This is a genomic window from Luteimonas wenzhouensis (assembly GCF_007859305.1).
In the GTDB taxonomy this organism is placed as follows: Bacteria; Pseudomonadota; Gammaproteobacteria; order Xanthomonadales; family Xanthomonadaceae; genus Luteimonas; species Luteimonas wenzhouensis.
This window is the reverse complement of record NZ_VOHE01000008.1, coordinates 34,982-53,988: the sequence shown is the minus strand read 5'-3', so window position 1 is coordinate 53,988 and position 19,007 is coordinate 34,982. Positions and strand designations below refer to the sequence as shown.

The window sequence follows — 19,007 nt, the reverse complement described above, 5'->3', positions numbered from 1 at the left end:
CCGCATGGCTGAAGTCCGGATCCATTCCCGCCTGTCGCAGATCCCCGCCGCCGCGTGGGACGCCCTGCACGACGGCGCCAATCCGTTCATCGCGCACGCCTTCCTCGCGGGCCTGGAGGAGACCGGCTGCCTGCGCCCGGAATGGGGCTGGATCCCCCACCATGTCGCGCTCTGGGAAGGCGACCGGCTGCTGGCCGCGGCGCCGGCGTACCTGAAGGACAACTCGCACGGCGAGTTCGTGTTCGACCATGCCTGGGCGCACGCCCATGCGCAGCACGGGCTCGACTACTACCCCAAGCTGCTGTGCGCGGTGCCCTACTCGCCGGTGACCGGGCCACGCCTGCTGGCACCGACCGCGGACCTGCGCACCAGGCTGGCACGGGCACTGGCCGCGGAGGCCTCGCGCCTGGGCCTGTCGTCGGCGCACGTGAACTTCCATGCCGCGGAGCAGGACGGCGCCTTCGACGGCGACTGGCTCGAGCGGGCCGACCTGCAGTACCACTGGCGCAACGAGGCCGGCTGGTCGTGCTTCGACGACTACCTGGCGGCGATGGACCACAAGCACCGCAAGAACATCCGCCAGGAGCGGGCGAAGGTGGCGCGGGCCGGGGTGTCGTTCCGCGTCGTCCACGGCGGCGAGGCCAGCGACGCCGACCTAGCGGCGATGCACGGCTTCTACCTGCAGACCTTCGCCGAATACGGCAACGCGCCGGCGCTGACCCTGGATTTCCTGCGCCACCTGGCCAGCGCGGTGCCGGCGCGGCTGGTGCTGGTGCTGGCCGAGCACGACGGCCGCCCCGTGGCCGGCGCGCTGTGCCTGCGCGGGGCCGACACCCTGTACGGACGCTACTGGGGCGCGCACGTGCAGCTGCCCGGCCTGCACTTCGAGACCTGCTACTACCAGGGTATCGACTACTGCCTGCGCGAGGGCCTGCACGCATTCGAGCCGGGTGCCCAGGGAGAACACAAGATCGCACGCGGCTTCCTGCCCGCGCCGGTGCGCAGCCGGCACTGGATCGCCGACCCCCGGTTCCGCGAGGCGCTGGCCGACTGGTGCGCCCGCGAACGCGCGGCCGTGCGCCAGCACGGCCTCTGGCTCGGGCGCCGCAGCCCGTTCCGCGCGCGCTAGCGCCTGCCGCCACGGCACCTGGCGCACCACGCCCTGCCGGCGTCACTCCGGGGCCCGGGCCCGCGAGCGGCGCCTACAATGGACGGGTGAGCCTGCAGATCCCGTGGCTGGACGACGATCCCGACGCCCCCTTCCCCGATCCGGGCGCGGTGCGCGGGCTGCCCGACGGACTGCTCGCGGCGGGCGGCGACCTGTCGACCACGCGCCTGCTCAACGCCTACCGGCAGGGAATCTTCCCGTGGTACTCCGAAGGCCAGCCGATCCTGTGGTGGTCCCCGGATCCGCGCACCGTCTTGCGCACCGACGGCGTGCGCCTGTCCCGGCGCTTCCGCCGCACGCTGCGGTCCTCGCCCTGGGTGGCGCGCGCGGACACCGCCTTCGAACGCGTGGTCGCACGCTGCGCCGACGCCCCCCGCCCCGGCCAGCGCGGAACCTGGATCACCCCGGCGATGCGCGCGGCCTACCAGCGCCTGCACGCGCTCGGCCATGCGCACAGCGTCGAGGTGTACGCCGGGCCCGAACCGGATGCGGCGCTGGTCGGGGGCATCTACGGCGTCGCCATCGGGCGGATGTTCTTCGGCGAGAGCATGTTCAGCGACGCCTCCGGGGGCTCGAAGGCGGCGCTGGCCTCGCTGGCGGCCTGGCTGCACGCACGCGGCTGGCCCTGGATCGACGCCCAGGTCGAAAGCCCGCACCTGCTCGCCTTGGGGGCCGAAACGGTGCCGCGCGCGCGGTTCCTCGACCGGGTTGCGGCGCTGGCGGCGGCGCCCGGCGGGCCGGGCCGCTGGACCACCGCCTTCGGCGCGCGGCCGGTGCGCCAGCTCGCCGCGCCCGGCTGACGCCCGGCGCACCGCCACGGGCGCGGTTCTTTGCATCCCCAGCCCCCCGCATGCCACAATGGCCTGCTTTTTTTCGCGGCCACGCCGCGCCCGCAACCCACGGCAAACAGGACGAATGGCGAAAGACGACGTCATCGAATTCGAAGGCACGGTCTCCGAAACGCTCCCGAACACGATGTTCCGGGTGAAGCTGGAGAACGGCCACGAGATCATCGCGCACATCTCCGGGCGGATGCGCAAGAACTACATCCGCATCCTGACCGGCGACCGGGTCAAGGTCGAGATGACGCCCTACGACCTCACCAAGGGTCGCATCACCTACCGCATGAAGTAGGGTCGCGCGGCCGCTGCCGCGACCACGCCCGCCCCCGCGCGGGCCGCCGGGCCGGGCCCGGCCCGTCCCTCCCCGACCGGCGTCCATGCCATCAGTCCCATGGCGGGCTGCCGGCGGCGCGCCTATGCTCCGGCATTTCCTCGACCGGAGATGCCCATGCACAGGCCCCACCTGCCCCACGCACTCGCCCTGTCGATCGCCTTCGCCCTCGCGCTCGCGGCGCCGGCGTCCCACGCCGAGCGGTCCGGGGCGGCTCCCGCGGCCCAGGAGGCCGTCCAGGACGAGAGCCGCCGGCTCAACGCCTGGTTCGACGAGAAGTTCGCCGAGGAGCTGCGCTTCAGCCCGATCGCCCTGACCGTGCTTGGGCGCAAGGAGCTGTACGACCAGCTCGACGACGTCTCCGACGAGGCCGCGGAGCGCCAGCTGGCCTGGCGCCGGGCGACCGTCGAGGAGATGGAATCGCGGTTCGACTACGACGCGCTCGACGAGGAGGCCCGGCTGTCCTGGGACCTGTGGAAGCAGCAGTACGAACTTGCCGCCGTGCGCCACCGCTTCCGCCGCAACGCTTATGTGTTCAACCAGATGCAGGGGGTGCAGTCGTTCCTGCCGACGTTCCTGATCAACTTCCACAAGGTCGAGAGCGAGGCCGACTTCCAGGCCTACCTGTCGCGCCTGGCGGCGTTGCGCAAGGGTTTCGGAACGCTGCTGGAGCGGGCGCGGCGCAACGCCGAGGACGGCTACCGCATGCCGCGCTTCGCATACGAGGGCGTGCTGGCCGAAGCCCGCGCGGTCGTGTCCGGGGCGCCGTTCGACGAGGGCCCGGACTCCGCCCTGTGGGCCGACCTGCAGGCCAAGGCCGACGGCCTGGCGAAGGCCGGCACCATCGATGCCGCCCGCGCGGAGACGCTGAAGTCGCAGGCGCGCGAGGCGCTGCTGGCGCACGTGGCCCCGGCCTACCGCGAACTGATCGCCTGGGCAGAGGCCGACCTCGTGAACGCGCAGGAGAACCCGGCGGGCGTCGGCAGCACCCAGCCCGAGGGCGCGGAGTACTACCGGGCCATGCTCCGCCTGCACACCAGCACCGACCTGGACCCGGCGCAGATCCACAGGATCGGCCTGGAAGAGGTGGAGCGCATCCACCGCGAGATGCATGCGGTGATGGAGCGCGTCGGCTTCGAGGGCAGCCTGCAGGACTTCTTCGCCTACATCGCCAGCGACCCGAAGTTCCGCTTCCCCGACACCGACGAGGGCCGCCAGGCCTACATCGATGCCGCGACCGCGGCGATCGACAACATCAAGCAGGTGCTGCCCCGCTACTTCGGGCTGCTGCCCAAGGCCGACCTGGTAGTGAGGCGGGTGGAGTCCTTCCGCGAACAGCCCGGCGCGGCGCAGCACTACATGCCGGGCGCGCCCGACGGCTCGCGCCCCGGCGTCTACTACGCGCACCTCTCGGACATGGGCGCGATGCCGATCCCCGAGCTCGAGGTGATCGCCTACCACGAGGGCCTGCCTGGCCACCACATGCAGATCTCGATCGCGCAGGAGCTCACCGGCGTGCCGCAGTTCCGCACCCAGGCACGCTCGACCGCGTACTCCGAGGGCTGGGGCCTGTACGCAGAATGGCTGGCGCGGGAGATGCCGGGCACCTACCAGGATCCCTACTCCGAGTACGGGCGCCTGAGCAGCGAGCTGTGGCGCGCCGTGCGCCTGGTGGTGGACACCGGCCTGCACGCCAAGGGCTGGACCGAACAGCAGGCCGTGGACTACTTCCAGGCCAACACTGCCATCCCCGACGCCTCGGTGCGCTCGGAAGTGCAGCGCTACATCACCTGGCCGGGACAGGCCACGGCGTACAAGATCGGCATGCTCCGGATCCAGGAGCTCCGGCGCAAGGCCGAGGCGGAACTGGGCGAGCGCTTCGACATCCGCGGGTTCCACGACGCGGTGCTTGGCGGCGGGGCGCTGCCGATGAACCTGCTCGAGCGCCGCGTGGACCAGTGGATCGCCAGGGTCCAGGGCGGCTGAAGCCGCTCCTGCGGGGATTGCGTCGCGGCGATCGCCGGCAGCGGTCGTGCCCATGAAACGAAACAGGGCGGCCATCGGGCCGCCCTGTTTCGCTCCTGCTACCGTGCGGTCACTCGACCGTCGCCGGCAGCAGCTTCTCCGGCTCGGGGAAGGCCTCGACCAGCAGCTCGTCGTCCCTGACGTCGACGCTGACCCGGCCGCCGTTGACCAGCTTGCCGAACAGCAGTTCGTCGGCCAGCGGCCGCTTGACCTTGTCCTGGATCACCCGCGCCATCGGCCGCGCGCCCATCTGCGGGTCGAAGCCGTGCGCGGCCAGCCAGTCGCGGGCCTCCGGGGTCGCGGTCAGGGCCACGTTCTTCTCGTGCAGCTGCGACTCGAGTTCGATCAGGAACTTGTCCACCACCCGCAGCACGTGCTCCATGCCCAGAGGCTGGAACTGCACGATGGCATCGAGGCGGTTGCGGAACTCGGGGCTGAAGCTCTTGCGGATCACCTCCATCGCGTCCGTGCTGTGGTCCTGGCGGGTGAAGCCGATCGAGCGGCGCGAGGCCTGGGCCGCGCCGGCATTGGTGGTCATCACCAGGATCACGTTGCGGAAGTTCGCCTCGCGCCCGTTGGTGTCGGTGAGCATGCCGCGATCCATGACCTGCAGCAGGATGTTGAAGATGTCCGGGTGGGCCTTTTCCACCTCGTCGAGCAGCAGCACGCAGTGCGGGGTCTTGACGATCTTCTCGGTCAGCAGGCCGCCCTGGTCGAAGCCGACGTAGCCCGGGGGCGCGCCGATCAGGCGCGAGACCGAATGCGGCTCCATGTACTCGGACATGTCGAAGCGCACCAGCTCAATGCCCAGCTGCAGGGCCAGCTGGCGGGTGACCTCGGTCTTGCCCACGCCGGTCGGGCCGGCGAACAGAAAGTTGCCGATCGGCTTGTCGGGATTGGCCAGGCCCGAGCGGGCCAGCTTGATCGCCGAGGTCAGGGTCTCGATCGCCGGATCCTGGCCGAAGATCACCATCTTCAGGTTGCGCTCCAGGTGGGCGAGCACGTCCTTGTCCGAGGCGCTGACCTGCTTGGTCGGGATGCGGGCCATCTTGGCCACGATCTGCTCGACCTCCTCGACGTCGATCAGGGTCTTGCGCGCCTCCTCCGGCAACAGCCGCTGGCGCGCGCCGGCCTCGTCGATCACGTCGATCGCCTTGTCCGGCAGCAGACGGTCGCCGATGTGCTTGACCGACAGGTCCACGGCCGCGCGCAGGGCGTCGTCGTCGTAGCGGACGTCATGGTGCTCCTCGTAGCGCGCCTTGAGGCCGCGCAGGATCTCGTAGGCCTCGCCCACGGTCGGTTCGGCGATGTCGATCTTCTGGAACCGCCGCGCCAGCGCGCGGTCCTTCTCGAAGATGCCGCGGTACTCCTGGAACGTGGTCGAGCCGATGCAGCGCAGCTCGCCCGAGGCCAGGGCCGGCTTGATCAGGTTCGAGGCGTCCATGGTGCCGCCGGAGGCGGACCCGGCACCGATGATGGTGTGGATCTCGTCGATGAACAGGATCGCGCCCGGGTGCTTCCGGATCGCGGTCAGCACCGCCTTCAGGCGCTTCTCGAAGTCGCCCCGGTACTTGGTGCCGGCCACCAGCGCGCCCAGGTCGAGCGAGTAGATGGTGGCGTCGGCCAGCACCTCGGGCACCTCGCCGTCGACGATCCGCCGCGCCAGGCCCTCGGCGATCGCGGTCTTGCCCACGCCGGCCTCGCCCACGTACAGCGGGTTGTTCTTGCGCCGGCGGCACAGGACCTGGATGGTGCGCTCGATCTCCTCGGCGCGGCCCACCAGCGGGTCGATCCGGCCCTCGAGCGCCATCGCGTTGAGGTTGGTCGCGAACTCGGCCAGGGCGTCGGCCTTGCCCTCGCCCTCGCCGCCCTCGGCGCGCGCGGCACCGTCCTCGCCGGTGTGCGCCGGATCCTCGCCGCCGGTCTTGGCGATGCCATGGGACATGTAGTTGACCACGTCCAGGCGGGTGATGTCCTGCTGGTGCAGGAAGTACACCGCGTGCGAGTCCTTCTCGCCGAAGATCGCCACCAGCACGTTGGCGCCGGTGACCTCCTTCTTGCCCGAGGACTGGACGTGGTAGACCGCCCGCTGCAGCACGCGCTGGAAGCCGAGCGTGGGCTGGGTGTCGCGGCCGTCGTCGTCGGGCAGCTTGGAGACGGAGGTGAGGATGGCCTGCTCCAGGTCGCTGCGCAGGCGGTGGAAGTCGGCGCCGGTGGCCTTGAGCACCGCCTCCGCGGACGGGTTGTCGAGCAGCGCCAGCAGCAGGTGCTCGACCGTCATGTACTCGTCGCGCGCCTCGCGGGCCCGCTTGTAGCACTGGCCGATGCTGTATTCGAGATCCTTGCTGAACATGGGGCTGGAGCCTCCGGGGAACTGCCACCTGTATGGGGCCACGATCCCGGCTTTTCCATGCCCCCCTGGCCCGGCTCCCTTTTAGGCCTTTTCCATGGTGCAGAGCAAGGGGTGCTGGTTGAGCCGCGAGTACTCGTTCACCTGGGCCACCTTGGACTCGGCGACCTCCCGGCTGTAGACCCCGCAGACCCCCCGCCCGCGGGTGTGGACGTGGAGCATGACCTGGGTGGCCTTCTCCACGTCCATGGCGAAGAACCGCACCAGGACGTCGACCACGAAGTCCATGGGGGTGTAGTCGTCGTTCAGCAACAGGACCGAATACAGCGGCGGCCGCGCCAGCTCGGGACGGCCGGTCTCCACCACCGTGCCCTGCTCGTGGTCTGGCGAATGTTTCCGGGTCATGTCCCCATTATACGAAGGTCGCGTGCAGCGCACGTCCATCCGGGCCGGCATGGACGGGCCCGCAGCGGCGGGAGACAATCCGCCGTTCCAACAGAACCACAGGGGGGTTGTTCCGATGCTGCTGCGCAACGTTCTTGCGTTTTCCACGGCCCTGCTGCTCGGCGGGCTGGCCGCCGCCCCGGCGCAGGCCGATCCCTCGGTCGCCGCGCGCCTGGACGCCCGCGGGGTGCGCTACGTCGTCGACGAGGACGGCGACTACAGGGTCACCTACAACTACGCCGACGAGGGCCGGACCCAGCTGGTGTTCGTGTCGGGGCGCACCGAGAGCATCGCCGGATTCCGGATCCGCGAGGTGTTCGCGCCGGCCGCCCGGATCGGCCGCGATGGCGTCACCGGGCACAAGGCGCTGGAGCTGCTCGAGGAGAGCCGGCGGCAGAAGATCGGCGCCTGGGAGATCGCCGGCGACGTGCTCTACTACGTCATCAAGCTGCCCGACAGCATCGACGCCGCCCAGCTCGAGGCGGCCATGGACATCGCTGCCGAGATCGCGGACGACAAGGAAATCGAGTTCAGCGGCGATCGCGACGACCTGTGAGGACCGGCGCCCGATGAGCTTCCGCGAAGGCAGGTTCTGGCAACCCGACGTCACCGTGGCCACGGTGGTCGTCGACGCCGGCCGCCTGCTGTGCGTGGAGGAACGGGTCCAGGGCCGGCTGGTGCTGAACCAGCCGGCCGGGCACCTGGAGCCGGACGAGTCGCTGCTCGAGGCGGCCCTGCGCGAGACCCGCGAGGAGACCGGCTGGGACGTGCGCCTGACCGCTTTCGTCGGCGCCTACCAGTGGAAGGTCCCGGAGACCGGGGCCCACTACCTGCGCTTCGCATTCGCCGCCGAGCCGGTGGCGCACGACCCGGCGCGTGCCCTGGACGAGGGCATCGAGCGCGCCCTGTGGATGACCCCCGCCGAACTGCGGGCGGCGTCCGACCGCCACCGCAGCCCCCTGGTGTGGCGGGTGGTGGCCGACTTCCTGGCCGGGCGCCGGCACCCGCTGGACCTGGTCGCGCAGCTGGGATGAGCACCGCGCAGGTCATCGTCGGCGTGTCCGGCGGCGTCGACTCCTCGGTCGCCGCCCTGCTGCTGCGCGACGCCGGGCACCCGATCGCCGGCCTGTTCATGCAGAACTGGGCGGACGACGGCAGCGGCGAGTGCCGGGCCGAAGAGGACCGCCGGGACGCGGTCGCGGTCTGTGGCCGGCTCGGCATCCCGATCCACTTCCGCGACTTCTCCGCCGAATACTGGAGCGGCGTGTTCGAGCACTTCGTGGCCGAATACGCCGCCGGCCGCACGCCCAACCCGGACGTGCTGTGCAACCGCGAGATCAAGTTCCGCTACTTCCTCGACGCCGCGCGCGAACTGGGCGCGCGCCACATCGCCACCGGCCACTACGCCCGCCTCGCGCAGGAGCGCGGCCGGTGGCGCCTGCTGCGCGGACGCGACCGCGGCAAGGACCAGAGCTATTTCCTGCACCAGCTGGGCCAGGTGCAGCTGGCGCACACCCTGTTCCCGCTGGGCGACATGCCCAAGCCCGAGGTGCGCCGGATCGCGCGCGAGACCGGGCTGCCGACCGCGGACAAGAAGGATTCGACCGGCATCTGCTTCATCGGCGAGCGCGACTTCCGCAGCTTCCTGGCCCAGTACCTGCCCGCGCGCGAAGGCGAGATCCAGACCCCGGACGGTCGCGTGCTGGGCCGCCATCCGGGCGTGTTCTACTTCACCCTCGGCCAGCGCGAGGGCCTGCAGCTGGGCGGCGTGCGCGGCTTCGACGCGGCGCCCTGGTACGTGGTCGGCAAGGACGTGGCGCACAACGTGCTCGTGGTTGACCAGGGCAGCGACAGCCCCTATCTCATGTCCACGCGGCTGTGGAGCGAGCCGGCCCACTGGATCGACGGCGCCCCGCCCGCGGCCCGCTTCGAATGCATGGCCCAGACCCGATACCGGCAACCGGAGGAACCCTGCCAGGTGAGCATCGACGAATCCAGCGGCGCCCTCGAAGTGGTGTTCGCCCGCCCGCAACGCGCGGTGACCCCCGGCCAGTCCGTGGTCCTCTACGATGGCGATGTGTGCCTGGGCGGCGCCGTGATCGCCGCCACCGACGCCCCGCTGGAGCGGCGCCTGCGCGAGGCCGCAGCATGAGCGACGACCGTACCCTGGCCCTCGCCGGCCTGGCCCAGGCGCTCAAGCAGGTGCGCCGGATCGCCGAGACCGGCCAGGCCGACGCCGCCGTGCTGGCCACCGCGCTCGACAGCGTGTTCCGGATCGAGGCCGATTCGGTGGAGGGCGTGTACGGCGGCGCGAACCGCCTGCGCGACGGCCTGCTGCTGCTGCGCGGGCACCTGGCCGGCCAGGGCGAGGACGCGCAGCTGCCGAAGCTGGCCCTGTCGGTGACCCAGCTCGAGCGGCGCTTCGCCACGGCCGGCCCGATCGCCGACCGGGTCCACGAGGGCATCCTCGAACTGGGCCCCAGGGCCAGCGAGCTGGGCAGCAGCCACCCCGAGGTGATCTCCGCGCTCGGCGCGCTGTACGCCGAGACCGTGAGCCACCTGCGTCCGCGGGTGATGGTGCAGGGCAACCCCCACTACCTGGGGCAGGCCAGCGTGGTGGCGGAGATCCGCGCCATCCTGCTCGCGGCCCTGCGCTCGGCGGTGCTGTGGCGCCAGCTGGGCGGCAGCGTATGGGACTTCCTCCTGCGCAAGCGGGCGCTCCAGCAGTCGGTGGAGGGCTGGCTGGGCTGAAGCCGGCCACCGCCCCAGGGGCGGTGGCGAAGCCCCGCCCGATCGACGTGGCCGCCCTGCAGACGCGGGGCACGCGACTGCGCTGGTCTGCGCGCACAGCCCAGACGGAGCGAGCCATGCGGATCCGGACCATCCTTTCCGACCTCGACTCCACCCGGGACGCGCGCGAAGCGCTGTACCGGCATTTCCACCGCCACCCCGAGCTGTCGCTGCAGGAATACGCGACCGCCGACCGCATCGAGCAGGAGCTGCGGGCGTCGGGCATCGAGGAGGTGCTGCGGATCGGCAGGACCGGGGTGGTGGCCATCCTGCGCAACGGCGGCGGGCCGGTGGTCGCGATGCGCGGCGACACCGACGGCCTGCCGATGGCCGAGCGCTCGGGGGTGGACTACGCCGCCGAAGGCGTCACCCAGGTCGACGAAGCCACCGGCAAGGAGACGCCGGTCGCCCATACCTGCGGGCACGACTTCCACATCGTCTGCCTGCTGGGCGCGACCCAGGCGCTGCATGCGCACCGCGACAGCTGGTCGGGCACCTTCGTCGCGGTGTTCCAGCCCGGCGAGGAAAACGCGGCCGGGGCGAAGGCCATGGTCGCGGCGGGGATCGTCGACAAGGTACCCAGGCCTGATGTCTACCTCGGCCAGCACGTGCTCGGCTCGCTCCCCGGCGGCGCCGTCGGCATCCGCAGCGGACCGCTGTTCTCGGCCGCGGCCTCGATCGAGATCACGCTGTACGGAAAGGGGTCGCACGGCTCGATGCCCAACCTGGGCGTGGACCCGATCGTGCTGGGGGCGGCGATCGTGACCCGGCTGCAGACCATCGTGGCCCGCGAGGTCGCGCCGAAAGAAACGGCGGTGGTCACCGTGGGCAGCTTCCACGCCGGCACCAAGTCCAACATCATCCCCGACTCGGCCGTGCTGCAGCTCAACACCCGCGCCTTCGACAAGGCCGTGGAGGCCCACCTGCACGAGGCGATCGAGCGCATCGTCCGCGCCGAATGCGAAGCGGCGCGCTGCCCGAAGCCGCCGGAGTTCCGCTATTACGACCAGTATCCGCTGACCTCCAACCACGACGAGCCCACGGCCCGGGTGCGCGCGGCCTTCGATGCGTACTTCGGCGAGGACTCGGTGGACATGGCGCCGGTGCCGGCGTCCGAGGACTTCTCGGTCATCCCCGACGCCTTCGGCTGCCCTTACACCTACTGGGGCCTGGGCGGCTTCAAGGACTGGAAGAACGCGCCGGGCAACCATTCGCCCTTCTTCGCGCCCGACATCCAGCCCACGCTCGACCGCGGCACCGAAGCGATCGTGGTCGCCGCATCGCCCTGGCTCATTGGAGGCAAGTGATGAACACCACCGCCGCGACCACGGGCGCCAGCGACACCGGCTTCAAGGGCAACGACTCGGCCCTGCTGGGCATCGTGCTGGCCGTCGTCACCTTCTGGCTGTTCGCCCAGACCACCATGAACATCGGCCCGCTGATGGCCGACGACCTCGGCATGCCGATGCCGACGATGAACATCGCGATCTCGCTGTCGGCGCTGTTCTCGGGCATGTTCATCGTGGTGCTGGGCGGGCTGGGCGACCGCTTCGGCCGGGTCAGGGTGGTGTTCTTCGGCAACGTGCTCAACATCGCCGGCTCACTGCTGATCGCGCTGGCGGTCGGGGGCGCCCTGGCCACGCCCATGGTCCTGGGCGGCCGCATCCTCCAGGGCCTGGCCGCGGGCGCGATCATGCCCTGCACGATGGCCCTGCTGAAGGTCTACTGGGACGGCAGGGACCGCCAGCGGGCGGTGTCGATGTGGTCGATCGGCTCGTGGGGCGGTTCCGGACTGACCGCGATCTTCGGCGGGTTCATGGCCTCGACCGTGCTCGGCTGGCGCTTGATCTTCATCATCTGCGCGCTGGTGTCGGTGGCCTCGATCGCACTGATGCGGCAGATCCCGGAGTCCGCGCCGCTGGCCGGCCGGCCCGGCAAGACCGACTGGGCCGGGATCGTGTCGATGGCCGTCGGCCTGGCCGCGCTGCTGATCGTGGTGACCCAGGGCTCGAGGATCGGCTGGACAAGCCTGGCGACCTGGGCGCTGCTGGCGGTGTTCCTGCTCGCGTTCGGCGTCTTCGTCAACGCCGAGACGCATGCCGCCTACCCGCTGGTGGACTTCAAGCTGTTCCGCAACAGCGTGTTCACCGGCGCGACGATCTCCAATTTCCTGATCAACGGCACCGCCGGGGCACTGACGGTGTCGTTGTGGGTGCTGCAGGGCGCGGCCGGCATGTCGGCGGCGATGGCCGGCTACCTCACCATCGGCTACGCGGTCTTCATCATCGCCTTCATCCGCGTGGGCGAGAAGCTGCTGCAGCGCTTCGGCCCGCGCAAGCCGATGCTCTGGGGCTGCCTGGTCGTGCTGGCCTCGATCCTGCTGCTGATGGCCACGCACACGCTGCAGTGGCAGTACGCGATCCTCGCGGTCGTGGCCTACTCGCTGTTCGGCCTTGGCCTGGCGTTCTACGCCACGCCGTCCACGGACGCGGCCCTGACCAACCTTCCCGGCGACCAGGCCGGCGCGGGCTCGGGCATCTACAAGATGGCGTCCTCGCTCGGGGCCGCGTTCGGCGTCGCGGCCTCGGCGGCGATCTTCACCGCGCTGTCCACCACCGGCCTGGAGATCGTCGGCACGGTGATCGAATTCAGCGGCCGCCAGGACAACCTGGCGGTGCGCGAGGCCGGCATGGTGGGCCTGGCCTTCAACGCGCTGATGGCGATCGCGGCGCTGGTGTCGGTCACGATCTTCATCCCCAGGCAGAAGAAGGCCTGACGCCGGCGGCGGACACGCAAACGCCCGGCGCGAGGCCGGGCGTCTGCGCATGCCGCGGCGGGCCGGATCAGGCCGCCGTGACCGTCTCGGCCACCTGGCGGTATTCCTCGATCTGGTCGAAGTTCATGTAGCGGTAGATCTCGGCGCCGCGCTCGTTGACCACGCCGATGTCGGCCAGGTACTCCTCGCGGGTCGGGATCCGGCCCAGGCGCGAGCAGATCGCCGCCAGCTCCGCCGAGCCCAGGTACACGTTGGTGTTGCGGCCCAGGCGGTTGGGGAAGTTGCGGGTGCTGGTGGACATGACCGTGGCCCCCTCGCGCACCTGGGCCTGGTTGCCCATGCACAGCGAGCAGCCCGGCATCTCCAGCCGCGCGCCGGCGGTGCCGAAAGTGCCGTAGTGGCCTTCCTTGGTCAGTTCGGCGGCGTCCATCTTGGTCGGCGGGGCCACCCACAGCCGCGTGGGGATGTCGCGCTGGCCTTCCAGCAGCCTGGCCGCGGCGCGGAAGTGGCCGATGTTGGTCATGCACGAGCCGATGAACACCTCGTCGATCTTCGCCCCGGCCACGTCCGACAGGGTCTTGGCGTCGTCGGGGTCGTTCGGGCAGCACACGATCGGCTCGACGATCTCGTCCAGGTCGATCTCGATCACCGCGGCGTACTCGGCGTCGGCGTCGGGCTCGAGCAGCTGCGGGTTGGCCAGCCACTCCTCCATCTTCGCGATCCGGCGCTGCAGGGTGCGCGCGTCCTGGTAGCCCTGGGCGATCATCCACTTCAGCAGCACGATGTTGCTGTTGAGGTATTCGATGATCGGCGCCTTGTCCAGGCGCACGGTGCAGGCGGCGGCCGAGCGCTCGGCCGAGGCGTCGGCCAGTTCGAACGCCTGCTCGATCTTCAGGTCGGGCAGGCCCTCGATCTCCAGGATGCGGCCGGAGAAGATGTTCTTCTTGCCCTGCTTGGCGACCGTCAGCAGGCCCTGCCTGATGGCGTACAGCGGGATCGCGTGCACCAGGTCGCGCAGGGTCACGCCGGGCTGCAGCTTGCCCTTGAATCGCACCAGCACCGATTCGGGCATGTCCAGCGGCATCACGCCGGTGGCGGCGGCGAAGGCGACCAGGCCCGAGCCGGCGGGGAACGAGATGCCGATCGGGAAGCGGGTGTGGCTGTCGCCGCCGGTGCCGACGGTGTCGGGCAGCAGCATGCGGTTGAGCCAGGAGTGGATGATCCCGTCGCCCGGGCGCAGGCTGACGCCGCCGCGGGTGGAGATGAACTCGGGCAGGGTGTGGTGGGTCTTGACGTCCACCGGCTTGGGGTAGGCCGCGGTGTGGCAGAACGACTGCATCACCAGGTCGGCGGAGAAGCCCAGGCACGCCAGATCCTTGAGTTCGTCACGGGTCATCGGCCCGGTGGTGTCCTGGGAACCGACCGTGGTCATCCGCGGTTCGCAGTAGGTGCCCGGGCGCACGCCCTGCCCCTCCGGCAGCCCGCAGGCACGGCCGACCATCTTCTGTGCCAGGGTGAAGCCCTTGCCGCTATCGGCCGGCGCCGCCGGCTGGCGGAACAGCGTGGTGGCGGGGAGGCCCAGCGCCTCGCGCGCCTTGGCGGTCAGGCCGCGGCCGATGATCAGCGGGATCCGGCCGCCGGCGCGCACCTCGTCGAACAGCACCTCGCTCTTGACCTGGAACTCCGCGATTACCTCGCCGTTCTTGAGCGCCTTGCCCTCGTACGGGCGCAGTTCGACCACGTCGCCGTGCTCCATCTTCGACACGTCGAGCTCGATCGGCAGGGCGCCGGCGTCTTCCATGGTGTTGTAGAAGATCGGGGCGATCTTGCCGCCCAGGCACACGCCGCCCGCGCGCTTGTTGGGGATGTACGGGATGTCCTCGCCGGTCCACCACAGCACCGAGTTGGTGGCGGACTTGCGGCTGGAACCGGTGCCGACCACGTCGCCCACGTAGGCGACCTGGTGGCCCTTCTCCTTGAGCTTGAGGATCTCGCCGATCGGGCCGCGCTTGCCGTCCTCCTCGGGCTGGAACGGCGCGTCCAGGCGCCTGTTCTTCAGCATCGCCAGCGCGTGCATCGGGATGTCCGGGCGGGTGGTGGCGTCGGGGGCCGGCGACAGGTCGTCGGTGTTGGTCTCGCCCGGCACCTTGAACACGGTGACGGTCAGGCTCTGCGGCACTTCCGGCTTGCTGGTGAACCACTCCGCGTCTGCCCAGCTCTGCAGCACGGCCTTGGCGTTGGCATTGCCGGCCTTGGCCTTCTCCTCGATGTCGTGGAAGGCGTCGAACACCAGCAGGGTGTGCTTGAGCGCGTCGGCGGCGATCGGACCGAGCTCGGCGTCGTCGAGCAGGTCGATCAGCGGCGAGACGTTGTAGCCGCCAAGCATCGTGCCGAGCAGCTCGGTGGCGCGGGCGCGGCTGATCAGCGGGTTCGCCTCGGTGCCGAAGGCGATCGCGGCCAGGTACGAGGCCTTGACCCTGGCGGCGTCGTCGACGCCGGCCGGGACCCGGTGCACCAGCAGTTCGAGCAGGAATTCGGCCTCGCCCGCCGGCGGGTTCTTGAGCAGTTCGATCAGGTCCGCGGTCTGCTGCGCGGACAGCGGCAGCGGCGGGATGCCGAGGGCGGCGCGCTCGGCGGCGTGTTGGCGGTAGGCTTCGAGCATTGGGCTCTCCAGAGGATGGGACGGAAAGGATGGGAAGGAATGGATCGGCGGCCCGGCCCGGGCGCGCGGCTCAGGCCCGCGGCACGATCAGCTTCAGGCCCTTGAAGTAGTCACGGTGGAAGGCGGCATCGAAGGTGACCAGGCCGTCGCACTGCAACATCGCGTGCGCCCCCACCAGGAAGTCGGCGAGTGGGCGGCGGCCGTCCCCGCGCTGGCGGTGGCGGCGCAGCATCTCCCCCGCGCGCAGGGCCGACTTGGCCTCCAGCACGCTGAAATGCACGCCCATCTCCTCCAGCGCCGCCAGCGCTTCGGCACCGTTGCGCAGCGCCGCGCTGACCTGCGCCAGGGCCACGTCGCAGACCACCACCCGGCCGCCGCCCAGGCATTGGCGCAGGCTGGATTCGACCGCATCCGCGCGCGGGCCGTCGACCAGCAGCTCGACCAGGACCGGGGCCTCGACCGCGATCATCCGCGCGGCTTGCTGGCGGGCTCGGCGGCCGCGTCGAGCGCGAACTTGCCGCGCACCCGCGAGATCGCGTCGTCGACGTGCTTGCTGAGCACGATGCGGCTGCCGTCGAGTTCGACCTTGAGCACGCTGCCCTTGGTCAGGCCCAGGGCGTCGCGCACGGCCTTGGGCAGGGTGATCTGGCCCCGCTCGGCCACGGTGGCTTCCATCGCCTGGCTCCATGGATGAAACGATATGGGAACATGATACATACCTTGTCATCCATACTCCAGCCCGCATACTTTGGGCCGACCCCGCCGCCAGCCGCGTAATCGGGCCGCGACGCGAAGCGGCGTAGACTCGGGACAGACCTGACGCCCGCCAGCCAGAGGAGCCCCCCATGGCCGATTCCTTCGCCACCCGCGCCACGTTCGAGGTCAACGGCAAGACCTACACCTACGCCAGCCTGCCCAGGCTGGGCGAGCGCTTCGACATCGCCCGGCTCCCGTTCTCGATGAAGATCCTGCTGGAGAACCTCCTGCGCCATGAGGACGGCGTGACGGTCCAGCCCCGGCACATCGAGGCGGTGGCGAACTGGGACCCGGCGGCCGAGCCGGAGACCGAGATCGCCTTCATGCCCGCGCGCGTGGTCCTGCAGGACTTCACCGGCGTGCCCTGCGTGGTCGACCTGGCGGCGATGCGCGACGCGGTGGTCAAGCTCGGCGGCCGGCCCGAGCAGATCAACCCGCAGATCCCGTCGGAACTGGTCATCGACCACTCGGTGCAGGTGGATGCCTTCGGCCGCCCGGAGGCACTGGACCTCAACGGCCGGATCGAGTTCGAGCGCAACCGCGAGCGCTACGGCTTCCTGCGCTGGGGGCAGAACGCCTTCCGCAACTTCAAGGTGGTGCCGCCCAACACCGGCATCGTGCACCAGGTGAACCTGGAGCATCTGGCGCGGGTGGTGTTCGAGCGCGAGATCGACGGCACCCGGTGGGCGTTCCCGGACACCGTGTTCGGCACCGACTCCCACACCACCATGATCAACGGTATCGGCGTGCTGGGCTGGGGCGTGGGCGGCATCGAGGCCGAGGCCGCGATGCTGGGCCAGCCCTCGTCGATGCTGATCCCGCAGGTGGTCGGCTTCAAGCTCACCGGCCGCCTGCCCGAGGGCGCCACCGCCACCGACCTGGTGCTCACGGTGACCCAGATGCTGCGCCAGCACGGCGTGGTCGGGAAGTTCGTCGAGTTCTTCGGCGACGGCCTGCAGCACCTGCCGCTGGCCGACCGTGCCACCATCGGCAACATGTCGCCCGAGTACGGCGCCACCTGCGGCATCTTCCCGATCGACGCCGAGGCGATCCGCTACCTGCGCCTGTCGGGCCGCAGCGAGGAACAGATCGCGCTGGTGGAGGCCTACGCGAAGGCCCAGGGGCTGTGGCACGAGCCGGGCCAGCCCGAGGCGCGGTACTCCTCGGTGCTCGAACTCGACATGGCCACGGTCAAGCCATCGCTGGCCGGCCCGCGACGGCCCCAGGACCGGGTGCTGCTGGAGGACATGAAGGCCAACTTCCACGAGAACCTCGGCCCGCTCATCGCGCGCCGCAACGGCGGCCCGGATCCGCAGGTCGTGCGCTTCGAGCGCGAGGGCGGCGGCCAGCCCCAGGCACCGCGGCTGGCGGCCAAGCCGGTGTCCACCATCTGCCTGGACGACTGCCAGCACGAGTTGCGGGACGGCTCGGTGGTCATCGCAGCGATCACCTCCTGCACCAACACCTCCAATCCGGCGGTGATGATCGGGGCCGGCCTGCTGGCGCGCAATGCCGCCGCGCGCGGCCTCAGGCCCGCGCCGTGGGTCAAGACCTCGCTGGCGCCGGGCTCGCTGGTGGTGACCGACTACCTGGCGAAGGCCGGGCTGATGGACGACCTGGAGAAGATGGGCTTCTACCTGGTCGGCTACGGCTGCACCACCTGCATCGGCAATTCCGGCCCGCTGCCCGAGGCGGTGTCCAAGGGCATCGCCGAAAACGACCTGGCGGTGGCCTCGGTGCTTTCGGGCAACCGCAACTTCGAAGGCCGGATCCATCCCGAGGTGAAGATGAACTACCTCGCCTCGCCGCCGCTGGTCGTGGCCTACGCCATCGCCGGCACGGTGGACATCGACCTGACCCGGGAACCGCTGGGCAAGGACAAGGACGGCAACGACGTCTACCTGCGCGACATCTGGCCGAGCAACAAGGAGATCGGCGACCTGATCGCCGCCACCGTGGGACCGGAGCTGTTCCGCCAGAACTACGCCGACGTGTTCAAGGGCGACAGCCGCTGGAACTCGATGGACGCCCCCGACAGCGAGCTCTACCAGTGGAGCGCCGACTCCACCTACATCAAGAACCCGCCCTACTTCGAGGGCATGACGATGCAGGTGGGCCGGATCGACGACATCCATGGCGCGCGCGTGCTGGGCCTGTTCGGCGATTCGATCACCACCGACCACATCTCGCCCGCCGGCGCGATCAAGCCCGATTCGCCCGCAGGCAGGTTCCTGCAGTCGAAGGGCGTGGCACCGCCGGACTTCAACAGCTACGGCTCGCGGCGCGGCAACGACGACGTGATGGTGCGCGGCACCTTCGCCAACATCCGGATCAAGAACCTGTTCTTCGGCGGCGAGGAAGGTGGCAACACCCTCTACTTCGGCAGCAACCCACCGGAGAAGATGTCGATCTACGACGCGGCCATGAAGTACAAGGCCGACGGCACCCCGCTGGTGGTGATCGCCGGCCACGAGTACGGGACCGGCTCGTCGCGCGACTGGGCGGCGAAGGGCACCAACCTGCTCGGGGTCAAGGCCGTGATCGCCGCCAGCTTCGAGCGCATCCACCGCTCCAACCTGGTCGGCATGGGCGTGCTGCCGCTGCAGTTCCACGACGGCGAGAACGCCCAGACCCTGGGCCTGGACGGCACCGAGGTGTACGAGATCACCGGCCTGGAGGACGGCAACGCGCGCACGGCCACGGTGGTCGCGCGCAAGGTCGACGGCAGCCAGGTGCGCTTCGAGGTCCACGTGCTGCTGCTCACCCCGAAGGAGGTGGAGTACTTCCGGCACGGCGGGCTGCTGCACTACGTGCTGCGGCAGCTGGCCGCCGCCTAGCCGCGCGCCTGCACGGCCCGCCGGCC

The 19,007-nt window shown here is 70.4% G+C and carries 16 protein-coding genes; 11 read left to right on the top strand and 5 right to left on the bottom strand.

Translation table 11 applies throughout. The features are described from left to right. Positions 1 to 4 precede the first annotated feature (4 nt). The 4 genes from FQY79_RS13165 to FQY79_RS13150 all read left to right on the top strand — a co-directional run bounded on the left by FQY79_RS13165 (position 5) and on the right by FQY79_RS13150 (position 4,327). Positions 5 to 1,129, top strand: coding sequence for a GNAT family N-acetyltransferase (locus FQY79_RS13165; RefSeq protein ID WP_146313370.1), 1,125 nt, complete (start codon positions 5 to 7; stop codon positions 1,127 to 1,129). Between the two features lie 86 nt (positions 1,130 to 1,215). Further along, on the top strand, positions 1,216 to 1,968 hold the full coding sequence (gene aat / locus FQY79_RS13160; protein ID WP_146313369.1) for a leucyl/phenylalanyl-tRNA--protein transferase: 753 nt from the start codon (positions 1,216 to 1,218) through the stop codon (positions 1,966 to 1,968). 115 nt (positions 1,969 to 2,083) lie between these two features. Then, positions 2,084 to 2,302, top strand: a complete 219-nt coding sequence (gene infA, locus FQY79_RS13155; protein ID WP_024890331.1) for a translation initiation factor IF-1 — start codon at positions 2,084 to 2,086, stop codon at positions 2,300 to 2,302. 156 nt (positions 2,303 to 2,458) lie between these two features. Further along, a complete protein-coding gene (locus tag FQY79_RS13150; RefSeq protein ID WP_246123123.1) occupies positions 2,459 to 4,327 on the top strand; it encodes a DUF885 domain-containing protein in 1,869 nt (622 codons plus the stop codon). Positions 4,328 to 4,436: 109 nt separating this feature from the next. On the opposite strand, the gene clpA is transcribed toward FQY79_RS13150, so the two are convergent. Then, complete coding sequence (gene clpA / locus FQY79_RS13145; protein WP_146313367.1) at positions 4,437 to 6,719, bottom strand: ATP-dependent Clp protease ATP-binding subunit ClpA; 2,283 nt, start codon at positions 6,717 to 6,719, stop codon at positions 4,437 to 4,439. 81 nt (positions 6,720 to 6,800) lie between these two features. Next, positions 6,801 to 7,121, bottom strand: a complete 321-nt coding sequence (clpS, locus tag FQY79_RS13140; protein WP_146313366.1) for an ATP-dependent Clp protease adapter ClpS — start codon at positions 7,119 to 7,121, stop codon at positions 6,801 to 6,803. A gap of 115 nt (positions 7,122 to 7,236) precedes the next feature. On the opposite strand from clpS, the gene FQY79_RS13135 reads away from it, so the two are divergent. The 6 genes from FQY79_RS13135 (at position 7,237) to FQY79_RS13110 (ending at position 12,726) form a co-directional block, all read left to right on the top strand. Further along, positions 7,237 to 7,716, top strand: coding sequence for a hypothetical protein (locus tag FQY79_RS13135; protein WP_146313365.1), 480 nt, complete (start codon positions 7,237 to 7,239; stop codon positions 7,714 to 7,716). A gap of 13 nt (positions 7,717 to 7,729) precedes the next feature. Beyond that, complete coding sequence (locus FQY79_RS13130) at positions 7,730 to 8,194, top strand: NUDIX hydrolase (protein ID WP_146313364.1); 465 nt, start codon at positions 7,730 to 7,732, stop codon at positions 8,192 to 8,194. Continuing rightward, positions 8,191 to 9,312: a tRNA 2-thiouridine(34) synthase MnmA gene (gene mnmA, locus FQY79_RS13125; protein ID WP_146313363.1), complete on the top strand. Its 1,122-nt coding sequence runs from the start codon at positions 8,191 to 8,193 to the stop codon at positions 9,310 to 9,312. The genes FQY79_RS13130 and mnmA overlap by 4 nt, the downstream gene beginning before the upstream one ends. After that, on the top strand, positions 9,309 to 9,911 hold the full coding sequence (locus FQY79_RS13120; RefSeq protein ID WP_146313362.1) for a lysogenization protein HflD: 603 nt from the start codon (positions 9,309 to 9,311) through the stop codon (positions 9,909 to 9,911). Before mnmA ends, FQY79_RS13120 begins: the two co-directional genes overlap by 4 nt. 116 nt (positions 9,912 to 10,027) lie before the next feature. Continuing rightward, positions 10,028 to 11,257 (top strand): amidohydrolase, encoded by a 1,230-nt coding sequence (locus FQY79_RS13115; RefSeq protein ID WP_146313361.1) that lies wholly within the window; start codon positions 10,028 to 10,030, stop codon positions 11,255 to 11,257. Beyond that, positions 11,257 to 12,726 carry an MFS transporter gene (locus FQY79_RS13110; protein WP_146313360.1) on the top strand — a complete coding sequence of 490 codons (1,470 nt, stop codon included), beginning with the start codon at positions 11,257 to 11,259 and terminating at the stop codon, positions 12,724 to 12,726. Before FQY79_RS13115 ends, FQY79_RS13110 begins: the two co-directional genes overlap by 1 nt. Before the next feature lie 67 nt (positions 12,727 to 12,793). Here the strand turns inward: FQY79_RS13110 and acnB are convergent, their stop codons facing one another. The 3 genes from acnB to FQY79_RS13095 all read right to left on the bottom strand — a co-directional run bounded on the left by acnB (position 12,794) and on the right by FQY79_RS13095 (position 16,063). Beyond that, a complete protein-coding gene (gene acnB / locus FQY79_RS13105) occupies positions 12,794 to 15,388 on the bottom strand; it encodes a bifunctional aconitate hydratase 2/2-methylisocitrate dehydratase (RefSeq protein ID WP_146313359.1) in 2,595 nt (864 codons plus the stop codon). A 70-nt stretch (positions 15,389 to 15,458) separates the two neighbouring features. Then, complete coding sequence (locus tag FQY79_RS13100; RefSeq protein ID WP_146313358.1) at positions 15,459 to 15,857, bottom strand: type II toxin-antitoxin system VapC family toxin; 399 nt, start codon at positions 15,855 to 15,857, stop codon at positions 15,459 to 15,461. Beyond that, positions 15,854 to 16,063: an AbrB/MazE/SpoVT family DNA-binding domain-containing protein gene (locus FQY79_RS13095; protein WP_146313357.1), complete on the bottom strand. Its 210-nt coding sequence runs from the start codon at positions 16,061 to 16,063 to the stop codon at positions 15,854 to 15,856. The genes FQY79_RS13100 and FQY79_RS13095 overlap by 4 nt, the downstream gene beginning before the upstream one ends. Positions 16,064 to 16,233: 170 nt before the next feature. On the opposite strand from FQY79_RS13095, the gene acnA reads away from it, so the two are divergent. After that, positions 16,234 to 18,981 carry an aconitate hydratase AcnA gene (gene acnA, locus FQY79_RS13090; RefSeq protein ID WP_146313356.1) on the top strand — a complete coding sequence of 916 codons (2,748 nt, stop codon included), beginning with the start codon at positions 16,234 to 16,236 and terminating at the stop codon, positions 18,979 to 18,981. The last annotated feature ends 26 nt before the right edge of the window (positions 18,982 to 19,007 follow it).